Annotated in this window: 15 protein-coding genes and 2 tRNA genes; 8 read left to right on the top strand and 9 right to left on the bottom strand. The window is 71.7% G+C overall.

Going from position 1 to position 12,307, the window contains the following annotated elements:
- Positions 1 to 28 precede the first annotated feature (28 nt).
- A complete protein-coding gene (locus tag OG494_RS16435; RefSeq protein WP_328456579.1) occupies positions 29 to 892 on the bottom strand; it encodes an NmrA family NAD(P)-binding protein in 864 nt (287 codons plus the stop codon).
- Positions 893 to 949: 57 nt separating this feature from the next.
- The gene (locus tag OG494_RS16430) at positions 950 to 1,543 is read right to left on the bottom strand and encodes a TetR/AcrR family transcriptional regulator (RefSeq protein WP_328456577.1); all 594 of its coding nucleotides are present in this window, start codon (positions 1,541 to 1,543) and stop codon (positions 950 to 952) included.
- A 370-nt stretch (positions 1,544 to 1,913) separates the two neighbouring features.
- On the opposite strand from OG494_RS16430, the gene OG494_RS16425 reads away from it, so the two are divergent.
- Positions 1,914 to 2,159 (top strand): ATP F0F1 synthase subunit C, encoded by a 246-nt coding sequence (locus OG494_RS16425; protein ID WP_328456575.1) that lies wholly within the window; start codon positions 1,914 to 1,916, stop codon positions 2,157 to 2,159.
- Positions 2,160 to 2,310: 151 nt separating this feature from the next.
- A complete protein-coding gene (locus OG494_RS16420; protein WP_328456573.1) occupies positions 2,311 to 3,063 on the top strand; it encodes a D-Ala-D-Ala carboxypeptidase family metallohydrolase in 753 nt (250 codons plus the stop codon).
- A gap of 63 nt (positions 3,064 to 3,126) precedes the next feature.
- On the opposite strand, the gene OG494_RS16415 is transcribed toward OG494_RS16420, so the two are convergent.
- Positions 3,127 to 3,453, bottom strand: coding sequence for a hypothetical protein (locus tag OG494_RS16415; RefSeq protein ID WP_328456571.1), 327 nt, complete (start codon positions 3,451 to 3,453; stop codon positions 3,127 to 3,129).
- 130 nt (positions 3,454 to 3,583) lie between these two features.
- Positions 3,584 to 4,147: a TetR/AcrR family transcriptional regulator gene (locus OG494_RS16410; RefSeq protein WP_328456569.1), complete on the bottom strand. Its 564-nt coding sequence runs from the start codon at positions 4,145 to 4,147 to the stop codon at positions 3,584 to 3,586.
- 106 nt (positions 4,148 to 4,253) lie between these two features.
- On the opposite strand from OG494_RS16410, the gene OG494_RS16405 reads away from it, so the two are divergent.
- From OG494_RS16405 to OG494_RS16390, 4 genes are all read left to right on the top strand, one after another.
- Entirely contained in the window at positions 4,254 to 5,192 is a 939-nt protein-coding gene (locus tag OG494_RS16405; protein ID WP_328456567.1) for an NADP-dependent oxidoreductase, read from the top strand.
- Between the two features lie 10 nt (positions 5,193 to 5,202).
- Positions 5,203 to 5,622: a DUF6640 family protein gene (locus OG494_RS16400; protein ID WP_328456565.1), complete on the top strand. Its 420-nt coding sequence runs from the start codon at positions 5,203 to 5,205 to the stop codon at positions 5,620 to 5,622.
- A 200-nt stretch (positions 5,623 to 5,822) separates the two neighbouring features.
- Positions 5,823 to 5,899, top strand: a tRNA-His gene (locus OG494_RS16395).
- A 77-nt stretch (positions 5,900 to 5,976) separates the two neighbouring features.
- A tRNA-Cys gene (locus OG494_RS16390) sits at positions 5,977 to 6,048 on the top strand.
- Positions 6,049 to 6,058: 10 nt separating this feature from the next.
- Here OG494_RS16390 and OG494_RS16385 read toward each other — a convergent pair.
- The 3 genes from OG494_RS16385 to OG494_RS16375 form a co-directional block, all read right to left on the bottom strand.
- Entirely contained in the window at positions 6,059 to 6,631 is a 573-nt protein-coding gene (locus OG494_RS16385) for a TetR/AcrR family transcriptional regulator (protein WP_328456563.1), read from the bottom strand.
- Between the two features lie 43 nt (positions 6,632 to 6,674).
- Positions 6,675 to 7,493 carry an alpha/beta fold hydrolase gene (locus tag OG494_RS16380; RefSeq protein ID WP_328456561.1) on the bottom strand — a complete coding sequence of 273 codons (819 nt, stop codon included), beginning with the start codon at positions 7,491 to 7,493 and terminating at the stop codon, positions 6,675 to 6,677.
- Between the two features lie 84 nt (positions 7,494 to 7,577).
- Complete coding sequence (locus OG494_RS16375) at positions 7,578 to 8,471, bottom strand: isocitrate lyase/PEP mutase family protein (RefSeq protein WP_328456559.1); 894 nt, start codon at positions 8,469 to 8,471, stop codon at positions 7,578 to 7,580.
- 190 nt (positions 8,472 to 8,661) lie between these two features.
- Between OG494_RS16375 and OG494_RS16370 the strand changes: the two genes are divergently transcribed.
- Positions 8,662 to 8,811, top strand: a complete 150-nt coding sequence (locus OG494_RS16370) for a helix-turn-helix domain-containing protein (RefSeq protein ID WP_328456557.1) — start codon at positions 8,662 to 8,664, stop codon at positions 8,809 to 8,811.
- Positions 8,812 to 8,825: 14 nt separating this feature from the next.
- Here the strand turns inward: OG494_RS16370 and OG494_RS16365 are convergent, their stop codons facing one another.
- Complete coding sequence (locus OG494_RS16365) at positions 8,826 to 10,412, bottom strand: amidase (protein ID WP_328456555.1); 1,587 nt, start codon at positions 10,410 to 10,412, stop codon at positions 8,826 to 8,828.
- A 78-nt stretch (positions 10,413 to 10,490) separates the two neighbouring features.
- Between OG494_RS16365 and OG494_RS16360 the strand changes: the two genes are divergently transcribed.
- Positions 10,491 to 10,991, top strand: a complete 501-nt coding sequence (locus OG494_RS16360) for a DUF6630 family protein (protein ID WP_328456554.1) — start codon at positions 10,491 to 10,493, stop codon at positions 10,989 to 10,991.
- Between the two features lie 343 nt (positions 10,992 to 11,334).
- Here the strand turns inward: OG494_RS16360 and OG494_RS16355 are convergent, their stop codons facing one another.
- The gene (locus OG494_RS16355) at positions 11,335 to 12,186 is read right to left on the bottom strand and encodes a hypothetical protein (protein WP_328456552.1); all 852 of its coding nucleotides are present in this window, start codon (positions 12,184 to 12,186) and stop codon (positions 11,335 to 11,337) included.
- Positions 12,187 to 12,307: the final 121 nt, after the last annotated feature.

Below are 12,307 nucleotides of genomic sequence, written 5' to 3'. Positions count from 1 at the left end.
ACGGGACGCGCTTGCGTTCAGCCGGAACTCAGGCGCCGACCCGGCCGGTGAGGAAGTCGGTGACCGTGCGCGGTTCGCGGCCCAGGAGTTCGGCCAGCAACGGGTCGGTGTCGGCGAAGTGGCCACGCCGCGCGGCGTGGAAGAACTTCAGCAGCATGGCCGCCATCGGCTCGGGTGTGCCGGCGGCGATCCGGTCGGCCAGCCACTGGTCGTCCTCGACGACGACCCGGGTGATCTCGCGGCCGGTGAGCTCGGTCGCGGTGGTGGCGATGTCGTCGAAGGTGACGGCGCGGCGCGCGGTGAGCGTGACGGGGCCGTCGAAGGGACGTTGTCCGGTAAGGAGGATCGCGGCCGCTTCGGCTGCGTCGGCGCGGTCGGTCCAGGACGCCGGGCCGTCGGCCGGCGCGGCGATGACGCCGGTCTGACGCCAAGGGCCGAGCAGCCAGTCGAGGCTGTGCGCGTAGAACCCGTTGCGCAGAGCGGTCCAGGCGACCCCCGACTTCGCGAGCAGCGCTTCGGTGGCGGCGTGTTCGTGCGCCGGGGCGAACGGGCTGTCGGCGCGGGTGTTCTGGTGACTGGTGTACAGGATGCGCCGGGCGCCCGCGGCGACCGCGGCCTCGATCGCGGTGCGGTGCAAGCCGATTCCGTCGCCGGCGGGATCGTTCTGGGAGACCAGCAGCACGCGCTCGGCCCCCTCGAACGAGTCACGCAGTGCGGCCGGGTCATCGTAGGAGCCGCCCCGCACGCGCACACCACGGTCGGCGAAACGCCGGGCCTTGGCGACATCGCGGACGCTGACGCCGATCCGGTCCACGGGGACGCGCTCGAGCAGGTGCTCGACGGCGGCGCCGCCCAGGGCGCCGGTCGCGCCGGTGATGACGATCATGATCATGGCCTCCGTCGTATCGGGGATCGTTGCTCAGCGGCATTCACCGGCATTCACCGGCACTCACCGGCGCCGGAGCAGCGGCAGCAGGACGTCGTCGACGATGTGCTCGACGAAGCTCCGGTCGCTGGGCTCCCCGACGACCACGAGCCGGTGCACGATGAGCGCCGGAACGATTTCGGCGAACAGTCCGGCCGCTCCGGGGACGAGGTGTTCGCCTCGCGCGCCGCCGAACGGCTGCTCGGTCATCGCCGCTTCGTCGCGTCGCAGGATCCGCCGCATGTGCGCCGCCAGGTCCGGATCGCTGCGCATGCCGGCGAACAGGGCGCCGAGCAACCCGACCTCCTGCTCGGCGATCTGCTCGGCCAGCCACCCCACGGTCTGCAGCAGGGCCTGCCGCAGATCACGGGTCCCGGTCGCGGGCGGCACGCTGCCCGCGCGGTGCTCGACGGCCGCGGCCACCAGCGCGGCCTTGCCGGCGTAGCGCCGGTAGACGGTGGGTTTGCCCACGCCGGCTTCGGCCGCGACCGACTCGATGGACAGCTGGTCGTAGCCGACCTCGACCAGCAGTCTCAGGGTCGCGTCGAGGATCGCCAGGTCGCGGCCGGTGTCACGCGGCCGGCCCCGGGCCGGCTGCGCGTCGCGGGCACTGGGCACGGCCACCTCCTAGTTACGAAACGAAACGGGCACGTAATCAAACGTAGCCCTGCGTGCGCCGGAGGGCAACCTCGGCCCGGCCACCCCGCTGCTCCGTCCAGGTCGATCCCGGCGTCGACCCGCGAGGCGGCGAGCATGTCCGAATCAGGTGATATCATCGGATTGACCGAACAGCTCGGTTTCCGCGAAAACTCGGCCAGTCGAATATCCTGCCCGGCGAATTCCAGCGATCTTCGATCGATCCCGGCGAAAGCCGTCGATTCCCGATGCCTTCGCACAGCTCCGCCATTGCTCCGATCGCACGTCCGGCGTGACCTCGCCGGCCGCTGTCCGCGCGAACGCGCGTGGACCGATGTGGAGGGGAATGCCCATGAGCGACCTGATTCTGGCCCAAGCCGCCACCATCAACCCCGGCCTCGCCGCCATCGGCTACGGACTGAGTTCGATCGGCCCGGGAATCGGTGTGGGCCTGATTTTCGCCGCTGTCATCAATGGCACCGCTCGTCAGCCGGAAGCGCGGAGCAAACTGCAGACCATCGGTTACTCGACCTTCGTGCTGACCGAGGTGCTCGCGCTGATCGGCGTTGTCGTTTATTTCATCGCGTCCACTTCCTAGGTGCGGGTGGCCGCCGCGGTCACCGCGCGGCGTGTGGTGCGAACGCCCCACAGCAGGGTGCCCGCAACCGCGTTAGCGTGCGGGGCAGTGAATCGTCGACAATCCGTGGGGTCACGGGTTTCACCTTCCCTGCTTGAAAGGTGTTCCTGTCATGCGCCTTCGTCTGGTTCTGCCCCTGCTCGCCCTGGTGGCCGGACTCGGTTCGGCGGTGGCTGCTCCGGCGGCCGCCGATCCGGGACCGATGACGGCCGGGAGCACGGCCGACGCCTGTTACTCCTGGGGCCGCACCCTGTCGCAGGGGGCGTCCGGGGACGACGTCCGGCAACTGCAGATCCGGGTCGCCGGTTACCCGGGTTACGGCGGGGTCCTGGCCCTCGACGGCCAGTTCGGCGCGGGCACCAAGGCCGCGGTCACCCGGTTCCAGCAGGCCTACGGGCTCGGCGCGGACGGTATCGCCGGGCCCGCGACGTTCGCGAAGATCTACCAGCTGCAGGACGACGACTGCACGCCGGTCAACTTCGGCTACGCGGAACTGAACAGGTGCAACGCGGACTGGTCGGGCGGCAACGTCCCCGCCGCGACCGCGAAGGCCAACGCGCTGGTGTCGATGTGGAAGCTGCAGGCGATGCGGCACGCGATGGGGGACCGCCCGATCGTGGTCAACGGCGGTTTCCGCAGCGTCGCTTGCAACAACGCGGTCGGCGGAGCGGCGGCCAGCCGGCACCTCTACGGGGACGCGGTCGACCTCGGCGCGGGAGCCCAGGGCTTCTGCGGACTGGCCCTGCAGGCCCGCAACCACGGCTTCAGCGAGATCCTCGGGCCGGGATACCCGGGCCACAGCGACCACACGCACGTGGCGCACCGATCGAGCCGGTTCTGGTCGGCGTCGTCCTGCGGTATCTGACCCCCGCCGATACCCGGGGCGTGCGGAGCTGATGCCAAGTCCGTGAAGGCCTCCTTGAGGGACTCAGAGTCCCTCAAGGAGGCCTTCACGGACTTGCGCGCCCGGGTGCGGGAGAGCGGCTGGGAACCCCGCGACGTTGCCGTGTCGGGGCAGCCGGCCGCGCAGGTCGGAGAATCGGTTGACCGTGGCCGTGACGTCCGTGCTGGGCAGGGTTCCGTTGCGCGCGGCGGTGACCAGTGCGTCGGTGACGGTGACGCCGGAGAAACCGTTGCGCCGCCGCAGCTCCCGCCGGACGACCGCGGGGGAGAGTCCGGCCGGGCGTGCGGCGTCGAGTACCGGCTCACCCGGCCCGGTGCCGCGTCCGTGCAGCTCGCGCCGCTCGACGAGCACCCCGCGCTGCCGGAAACCCTCCGGACGTTCACGAGCGGCGGCAGGTCACTGGACTTGCGGGAGAGACGCCGGCCTCGTCGGCCGCCGAACCGGTGGGGCCGAGCGGCCCCTGAGGGCCGGGCCGCGGCGATCAGGGGGTGGCGGTCAGGGCGCGCAGCTGGTCGAACGATCTACGGATGGCGTCGCGCAGGTCGAGGTCGTCGGCGTCGGCCCAGTGCTGGAAGGCGACCCGGTACACCGCCGCGCCGGTCTCGGCGGCCAGCGTCGCTTCCGTGGCGCCGATGCCTCGCCGCCGGAGGCCGTCGGCGAGTGCGGTGGTCATCTCGGCGAGCTTGATCAGCTCACGTTCGCGCAGCTCGGCGTGGGCCATGATCACCGCGTGCCGCGTCAGCACGAGCTCGCGGTCCTGGCCGATCAGGCCGGCCACGGCGTCGAGTGCGGCCGCGACGACCTCCAGTGTCGACGCCGTCGCGGGCGCCGCGTCCAGGGCGGCCAGCGACGCCTCCGTCAGCTCGGCGGACCCGTCGAAGAGGACCTCGCGCTTGTCGGCGAAGTGGCGGAAGAAGGTGCGGGCGGTCACGCCGGCCCGTTCGGCGATGTCGGCGACCATGGTCTGCTCGAAGCCGTGTTCGAGGTACAAGGCCAGCGCGGCCTCGCGCAGCCGGCCGCCGGCTCCCGGCTCCCATCGTCCCATGCCCCGAGTTTAAAGCCGCCGCTCACCGATCACTGATGTCATGGAGTGACATCACCGTGCTAGAGTGATGTCACTCGATGACATCAGTGCGTGAGAGGACTTCGCCATGACGGCACAGCGCATCCAGTACCACCGGTACGGCGGCCCGGAAGTGTTGCGGCTGGAGGACTTCGAGCCGGCGCGGCCCGGGTCCGGCGAGGTCCTGGTCCGCGTGAAGGCGGCGGCCGCGAACCCGATGGACTGGAAGATCCGCGGCGGGGAGATGAAGGTGCTGACCGGCCGGAAGTTCCCGCGCGGTCTGGGGCACGACTTCGCGGGTGTCGTGGCGGCGGTCGGTGACGGCGTCAGCCGGCTCGAGGTCGGTGACGAGGTGCTCGGCGGGGCGAGCATCAAGGCGGCCGGGGCGTTCGCCGAGATGGTCGTCGCCGACGAGAAGGCCGTCGTGAAGAAGCCCGCGAACCTCTCGTGGGAGGAGGCCGCCGCGCTCCCGATCGTCGGGCTCACCGCTTTTCAAGCCATGGTCGGCAAAAGCGAGCTGCGCGCCGGGCAGGCCGTGTTCGTCCACGGCTGCCTCGGCGGAGTCGGCCGGTCGGCCGCGCAGCTCGCGATGGCGCGCGGCGCGTCCGTGGCCGGCAGCTGCCGCGCCACCGCGACGCAGGAAGCGCGCGACCTCGGCGTCAGCCCGATCGTCGAATTCGACTTCGACGCGGCGAACCTCGCCGGGCGCTTCGACGTCGTCTTCGACACCGCCGGCACGCTGCCGGGCAAAGTGGCGCAGGCGTTGCTCAAGCCCGGCGGTCGCATTCTCGACATCAACCCCACGCCGGCGAAGTTCGTGCGAAGCGCCTTGCCGGGGCCGTATCGCCTGCTGGTCGCGAAAGTCGCCGCGGCGGACCTCGACGCGGTCGCCCAGGCGGCGGCCGACGGCGTGCTGCGACTGCCGATCGCCCGCACCGTGCCGCTCGCCAAGGCGATCGCGGCGCTCACGGAGCTCGAAGTCGACCGCACGCCCAAGGGCGGCAAGCTCGTCATCACGACCGATTGAGGGGAGTCCGGTGACCAAGCTCAGTCTCAAGAGGACTCCGGTCGGGCGGGGCCTCATTTCGTTGACCGCGTTGGCGACCATGGTGGGCCCCTACGTCTTCGACTGGAACGAAACCCACATCCGCAATCCGAAATGGCCGCCGCACGCCAAGTTCCACAACGCCCAGACCATGAGCATGGGCGCCGCACTGTCCCTGGCGACGCTGTACCACTTGTGGAAACCGGGCCGCTCGCGGGCGTCATTGGACAGTGCGACGATCACCGCGAGCCTGTACTGGTTCACCCAGCTCTCCGCCGGGCTCTACCCGGGAACGGCGAGCGTCGACCCGCCCGGCGAAGACGATTGGCCGCAGCTGAAGTTCGCCTTGCCCATCCTCGGGACGATCCTTGTCGGCTACCTGACCGAACGCCGCCGGATCACCCGGAACTGATGCCACGGTAAATGGGTGGCCGCCGGCATCGGTGATGGCGCATCCTGGGGTGGAGCTACTACTACTGGGCGAGGGAGGGCAGGCCGTGATGGCGACCATGAAGGCGAACCAGGCCTGTCATCCGGTCCGGGGAGGCGCGCCGGAGCGCGGGTGATCCTCGCACGATCACCGGGGAGGGTTCGACCCCCTCGTCTTCCACCGTGACCGAAGCCGAAGGAGACGAGGCCCCAGGCTGTGGCCCTGGGTTCAGCCGGTGCGAGTCCGGCCGGTCACTCCACCCCGCGCGTGGCCCGGCGGCCACCTGGGACCCATAACCCCGGGATGCCTGGCTCGACACCAGGACGCGCGACTCCCGGCCCGCTTCACGACGGTCGTGCGACGGCCTGCAACGCCGTTCGACTCCGGGTTCGACTCCCGGACGGGTCTCGATGTCCGCTCAGCGCAGCAGCGTGCCGAACGCGAGGGTGAAGAACGCGGCGAAGGACGAGCCGTCCTTCGCCGCGCGTTCGCCCACGATGGCGCCTTCCCACGCGTTGACCAGGAAGCGGGCCAGCACCTCCGGGTCCTGGGCCGAGGTGACCGAACCGTCCGCCTGTGCTTCGCGGATCGCGCCCGCCACGGCCGCCGACCAGGTCGCGAAGCTCGTCACCAGGCCGTCGCGGATGGCGGGGCTGTGGTCGGCCGCTTCGTTGCTGAAGTTGCCGAACACGCACCCGCGCTCGTAGCCGTACTTCTCGATGTCGCTCGCCAGGAAGTCGAAGTGGGCGCGCAGCCTGGCCAGCGGGGCGACGTCCGCCTTGGCCAGGTCCGGCACGCGCCGGGTGGCGCCGTAGCGCTCCATGACGACCAGCGCGAGCGCTTCCTTGCTCTCGAAGTGGTTGTAGAACGACCCCTTGGGCACGCCCGCGCTGTCGGTGATCAGCTTGACGCCGCACGCGTTGTAACCGTGCCGGTGGAACTGCTCGTACGCGGCGTCCACGATCTGTTCCCGCACACTGGCCCGGGCCATCGGGGTCTCCTCCCGTGCAATATGGGCGGTCGTCTACGCCCGGTCAAATGTTAGCCCGCCACCAGCCGGTGGTCACGCGGGCGTAGTCGGCCGCGGCTTCCTCCCAGGTGAAGTGACCCGCGTCGAGGACGTCGAGCTTGCTGTGGGGGAGCCGCTCGTGCAGGTACTCGGCGTTGGCCACCGGTACGACCGGGTCCTTGCCGCCGGCGACGATCTGGACCGGCGTTTCGATGCCGGGCAGGAGGTCGCCGAGGATCGGCAGTTCGGTCGGGTACGCCCGGACGTAGGGCATCTGGTCGGCGAACCGCTGACCCCGGTAGGCGGCCAGGTAGTCCTCGCGCACGACGTCGGGCAGCTCGTAACCCTCGATGGTGCCGAGCGCGAACCGCACGATGTCCTTGGGTCCCATGGCCCGGTACGGCGCCAGGTCCTCGGCCCGCACCCACTCGTCCAGCACGCCGCCGAGGTTCAGCGGGACCGACGCCCCGCCGCTGCCGACGGTCACCGTGGCGAACCGGCCCGGGTGCCGGGCCGCGGCGAACAAGGCCGCGCTGGTGCCGACGTCCGGCCCCACGACGTGCGGCTTCGCCAGGCCCAGCTCGTCGGCGATGCGCACGACGAACTCACCCATCGCCTGCGGTGCGAGCATGTCCTCCCGCAGCTCGGAGTGCCCGAACCCGGGCAGGTCGACGGCGACCAGGCGGGCGTGCTCCGCCAGCCGCGACCAGCTCGCGTCGAAGGCGTACAGGCTTTCCGGCCAGGGGCTCAGCAGCATCGCCTCGGTTTCGTGCGGCCCGTCGCTCTCGGCGTACCGGACGGACAGCCCGTCGACGCTGCGGAACCGGGGCTTGATCTCGCTCATGTCCTCGTCCTCTCTTCGCTCGATTCAATATGACCGGTCGTCTTAGAGTCGTCAAGAGGAGTGATGCAGGGCACAACACTCGGGTCAGCCTTGGCCGTACTTGTCGCCGATGTCCTCGATCTCGGGCAGGCCGACCAGCTCGGCGAAGTCCGTCAGCCCGGGCAGGTCCCGGACGGCGTTGACCGGAGTGCCGTCCTGCGCGATGCGAGCGAGCACGGACCGCATCGCCTCGGTGGCCGCCAGCAGCGTCGAGATCGGACAGATCACCAGCCGGAAACCCAGCTCCCGCAAGCGATCCCGGCCCAGCGGCGGCGTCTTGCCGCCCTCGGCCCAGTTGAACAGCAGCGGCACGTCGCGGAAGGTGTCGGCGACCCGTTCGATCTCGGCCTCGGACTGCAGCGCCTCGACGAAGAGCATGTCGGCGCCGGCGTCGGAGTAGCGGCGGGCGCGGTCGATCGCGGCGTCGAGGCCTTCGACGGCGCGGGCGTCGGTGCGCGCGATCAGCACGAAGTCCGGGTTGTACCGCGCGTCGACCGCCGCCCGGATCCGGTCGGTCATCGTCTCGGCGGGCACGACGCGCTTGCCTTCCAGGTGCCCGCAGCGCTTCGGCGCGACCTGGTCCTCCAGGTGGATCGCGGCGACGCCGGCGGCCTCGTACTCGCGGACCGTGCGGATCACGTTGAGGGCGTTGCCGTAGCCGGTGTCGGCGTCGGCGATCACCGGCACCTCGACCACCGACCGGATCCGGCTCGCCGCCTGGACCATCTCGGTCATCGTCAGCAGGCCGACGTCCGGCCGGCCGAGCAGCGACGCCGTCGTGCCGAACCCGGTCATGTAGACGGCGGGGAACCCGGCCGCCTCGACCAGCCGGGCGCTCAGCGCGTCATACGCTCCGGGCGCGACGACGATCTCCTCGCCGGCCAGCAGGTCCCGCAGTCGCGCCGGCCCGGAAATCCGTGGTCCCAGCAGATCGGCCACTCCGGCCACCTCCTCGTTTCCTGACGCTCAGGTGTAGCAGACGGCGGCCTCGTGGAAGTGCACCGCCGCCGGGCCACTCGAGGATGACTGCACCGCTGAACCGCTCTGGACCGGTCGAAACGGAGAACCACCATGCCCATGATCGACGTGTACGCCCGCCGCCGGACTGCTGGCCGGGACACTGTCACGGTTGGACGCCCACGTCCGGCGGAACTTGCGGGACCCGGTGACCGTGGACCAGCTCGCGGCGGTGGCCGGGTTCAGCCACCCGCAGCACCTGGGCACGGCGTTCCGCCGGGCGCGCGGCAGCAGCCCGTCGCAGTACCGCGCCGCCCGGTAGTCCGCTGTGGACGGTCAGCCGATCGACGGGATGAAGGTGGGTGCCTTCCGGGCCGGGGCGGCCTTCTCGAACGCCGCCGCCAGCGCGAGGATCCGCGCGTCCGCCCAGCGTCCGGCGAAGAACGAGATGCCGATCGGGAGCGGGCCCGCGAAGCCGGCCGGGACCGAGACGTTCGGGTAGCCCGAGACGGCCGCCGGGGTCGAGGAACCCAGGACGAACGCGTCACCGGTGCCGTAGGTCGTCTTCCACGCCGGGCTGTTGGTCGGCGCCACGATGGCGTCCAAGTGGTGCGCCGCCAGGGTTTCGTCGATCGAGCGGCGCGCCAGCGACGTGGCCGTGGCGCGCTGGGCGCGGTAGGTGGGGTCGGTCGGGGCCGGCGCGGCCGCCGCCTGCTCGAACAGCTCCTGGCCGAACTTCGAGAGCTCGATGGGGTCCTTCTTGTTGAACGCGATCAGCTCGTTCAGGTTCGCGGGGTGGCCCGGCCGGTGGGTGAGGTAGGCGTTGACGTCGCGCTTGAACTCGGTGAGCAGGGCCGGGGATTCGGCCGCGCCGATCTCATCCTGGTAGGGCAGGTCGACCTCGACGACGGTCGCGCCGCGGGACGTCAGCGTGCGGACGGCGTCCTGGACGACCCGGTCGACGTCCGCGTCCTGGCCGGCCTTCCGCCAGACGCCGATCCGCGCGCCGCGCAGGGCGCCGGGGCGCAGCAGGGCCGCGTAGTCCTTCGGCTGGCCCGCGGGGATCGCGGCCGTCGCGGGGTCGGCGGCGTCGCGTCCTTGCAGGACGGACAGCGTGATGGCCGTGTCGACGACGTGGCGCGCCAGCGGCCCGGCGGTGTCCTGCTCGGCCGAGATCGGCACGACGCCAGTGCGGCTGACCAGGCCCAGTGTCGGCTTCTCGCCGACGACGTCGTTGGCGCCGGCCGGGCAGACGATCGAGCCGTCGGTCTCGGTGCCGATCGCCACCTGCGCCAGGCTCGCCGCCACCGCGGCGCCGGAGCCCGAGGAGGAGCCGCACGGGTTGCGGTCGAGGACGTACGGGTTGTTCGTCTGGCCGCCGATCCCGGACCAGCCCGACGTCGCGTTCGTGGAGCGGTAGTTGGCCCATTCGGAGAGGTTGGTCTTGCCGAGGATCACCGCGCCGCCGCGCTGGAGCCGGTCCACGAGGGCGGCGTCGGCCGCCGGCCGGCTGCGCGGCAGGGCGCGTGAACCCGCGGTGGCGGGCAGCGTCCGGGTGTCGATGTTGTCCTTGAGCAGCACCGGGATCCCGTCGAGCTGCCCGAGCGAGTGACCGCTGCGGCGGCGCGCGTCGCTGGCGGCGGCCGCGCGCAACGCCGTCGGGTCGACGGCGACGACGGAGTGGATCTTGCCGTCCAGCGCGTCGATCCGGCGGAGGTAGGCGGTCGTCAGTGCCACGGCGCTCAGCCGGCCGTGGTCCATCCGCTGCTGGAGCTCGGGGATGGTGGCCGCGTCCAGGTCGAAGCCCAGAGACGGGCCGGCCTGAGCGGGAGCGGCGGCGGCCAGTGCGGGCACCGGGGCCGCGACGAGGCCGGCGAGGGCGAGGAGCACGGCGGACGAGCGCAGTCGGATCACGGCGTACATGTGACTCCTGAACGTGGCGGGGGTCAAGCCGCCATTCGTCGGCCCGGGTGCGATCATGGGCGTCCTGGGAGGACACTCATGACCGCTCGCGAAGCCCTGATCGCCGTGGCCGCGTTGCTGGCGCCGGACGTGCCGCAGGTGCGTGAGCGCGCCGCGGCCGCGCACGACGATCCCGACGCCTACCTGCGGGAACACGCCGACAGCCTCGACGAGCGCGGCATCGACGAACCGCTGCCCGAACTCGCCTGGATCGCTCTCGTGGACGCGCTCGCCGACCACGGGCTGCTGGCCGAAGTGGACTGGAAGGAAGCGCCGGACGAGATCGTCGGCCGGCTGCGCGCCCTGCGGTCCGCGCCGGCCGAGGACAGCGCTTGGGCGTCGCTCGCCGAAGCGGACCTGCCGACGTTCGAGTTCCTCGAACTGGCGGGCGGGCAGCTGGCGGCCACGGGCACCGCGCTCGCCGTCCTGGACATCGAATCCGACTGCTACCCGCTGGTGCTCCTGCCGCACGCCCGGGCCGCCGACCTCCCCGGCCTCGCCGCGGCGGCGGGCTTCAAAGCCGGGGTAGTCCCGGCCTAGCGTCGCGTGGTGGCCGTTGCGGTGCGTCGCCGGGCCCGTCCGTCAGCCGCCATGCCGACCGGAGTGGCCAACACGGTGCTGGTCGCCCAGCGGTGCGGCGTCTCGGCCGGGGTCTACACGCAGACCACTGACGTCGAGAAGGAGGCCAACGGCTTCTTCACCTACGACCGGCAGGTGAAGAAGATGGACTTCGCGGCGGTCCGCGCGGCGAACGAGGCGGTCATCAAGGGCGCCACCGGAAAGCCTGACGGTCGCCGGGCACGAGTTCGACCCGGCCGGCAGCTGCGCGATCTCCTCGCGGCGCAGCCCGGCCACCCGGCGCCGGGTGATCCCCTGCGGCAGGCTAGACCGGTTCCGCGGTCTCCTTGGCGGGTGCCTTGTGGGCGGCCGCGTAGTGCGCGGTGCCGATCGCGCCGGCGACGGCGAGCACGAACCCGGCGATGGCCGCGACCGTGAAGCCGTCGCGGACCCGGTCGTCCAGGATCGTCACGCCGATGAGCGACGACACGGCGGTGTTGGTGGTGAACATCGTCGCCGTGACGGCGGTCGCGCGGCCGCGTTGCAGGGCCATCGCGAACACCACCGCGGCGACCAGGCCGTTGGCGATCATCGCCCAGATCGCCGGCTCCAGGGCCAGGCGCCAGGCCGGGCCCGAGGTGTCGAGCGTGCGGGCCGAGATGCCGACGACGCTGAAGCCCAGGCCGCCGCAGAACCCCAGCACGGGCGCCGACCAGCGGTGGTCGTGGCGCTGGACGTAGAAGCCGGTCGCCGCGATCGGCACCGCCGCCGCCAGCAGCAGGTACTTGCCGAAGGTGGGCAGCAGGTGCGCCGGACCCGGGTCCGCGGACAGGCCCAGCAGGACGAGGCCGGTCGCACCGACGCCCAGGGCGGCCCAGCCGGCGGAGGCCAGCCGGATGCCGAGGAACGCGGAGATCGTCGCGGTGACGCCGACGCTGAAGGCCAGCACCGACTGGACCAGGAACAGCGGCAGCCGGTGCAGCGCCGCGGCGGCGAAGATGAAGCCCAGCAGGTCCACGCCCACGCCGAGGAAGTACAGCGGCTGGCCGCGCAGAGCGACGAGGTCCTGGGGCGCGCCGCCGTAGGCACCGGCCCGCCGGACCCCGGCGGACTCCAGGATCGAGCCGCTGCCCGACGCGACGGCGGCCAGCAGGGCGAGGACGTATCCGAGGATCACCGGTCGAGTCTGTCAGCCCGCCCGCCGCCGGGAACCGAAAGGCCCGGAAAACCGCACGCGGCGAGGCCGGCCCGCACCCATAACACCTGGCATAACACCGAGACGGCCGCACCTGCCGCCC

Source organism: Amycolatopsis sp. NBC_00438 (assembly GCF_036026695.1).
In the GTDB taxonomy this organism is placed as follows: domain Bacteria; phylum Actinomycetota; class Actinomycetes; order Mycobacteriales; family Pseudonocardiaceae; genus Amycolatopsis.
This window is presented reverse-complemented; position numbering and strand designations above follow the sequence as displayed.

What these genes read in the sequence shown, in the direction of transcription:
- OG494_RS16380 (WP_328456561.1), bottom strand. Translation starts at nt 7,493, where the DNA reads ATGAGCGAGATCAAGCCCCGGTTCCGCAGCGTCGACGGGCTGTCCGTC.
- OG494_RS16405 (WP_328456567.1), top strand. Translation starts at nt 4,254, where the DNA reads ATGACGGCACAGCGCATCCAGTACCACCGGTACGGCGGCCCGGAAGTG.
- OG494_RS16365 (WP_328456555.1), bottom strand. Translation starts at nt 10,412, where the DNA reads ATGTACGCCGTGATCCGACTGCGCTCGTCCGCCGTGCTCCTCGCCCTC.
- OG494_RS16425 (WP_328456575.1), top strand. Translation starts at nt 1,914, where the DNA reads ATGAGCGACCTGATTCTGGCCCAAGCCGCCACCATCAACCCCGGCCTC.
- OG494_RS16410 (WP_328456569.1), bottom strand. Translation starts at nt 4,147, where the DNA reads ATGGGACGATGGGAGCCGGGAGCCGGCGGCCGGCTGCGCGAGGCCGCG.
- OG494_RS16420 (WP_328456573.1), top strand. Translation starts at nt 2,311, where the DNA reads ATGCGCCTTCGTCTGGTTCTGCCCCTGCTCGCCCTGGTGGCCGGACTC.
- OG494_RS16385 (WP_328456563.1), bottom strand. Translation starts at nt 6,631, where the DNA reads ATGGCCCGGGCCAGTGTGCGGGAACAGATCGTGGACGCCGCGTACGAG.
- OG494_RS16435 (WP_328456579.1), bottom strand. Translation starts at nt 892, where the DNA reads ATGATCATGATCGTCATCACCGGCGCGACCGGCGCCCTGGGCGGCGCC.
- OG494_RS16360 (WP_328456554.1), top strand. Translation starts at nt 10,491, where the DNA reads ATGACCGCTCGCGAAGCCCTGATCGCCGTGGCCGCGTTGCTGGCGCCG.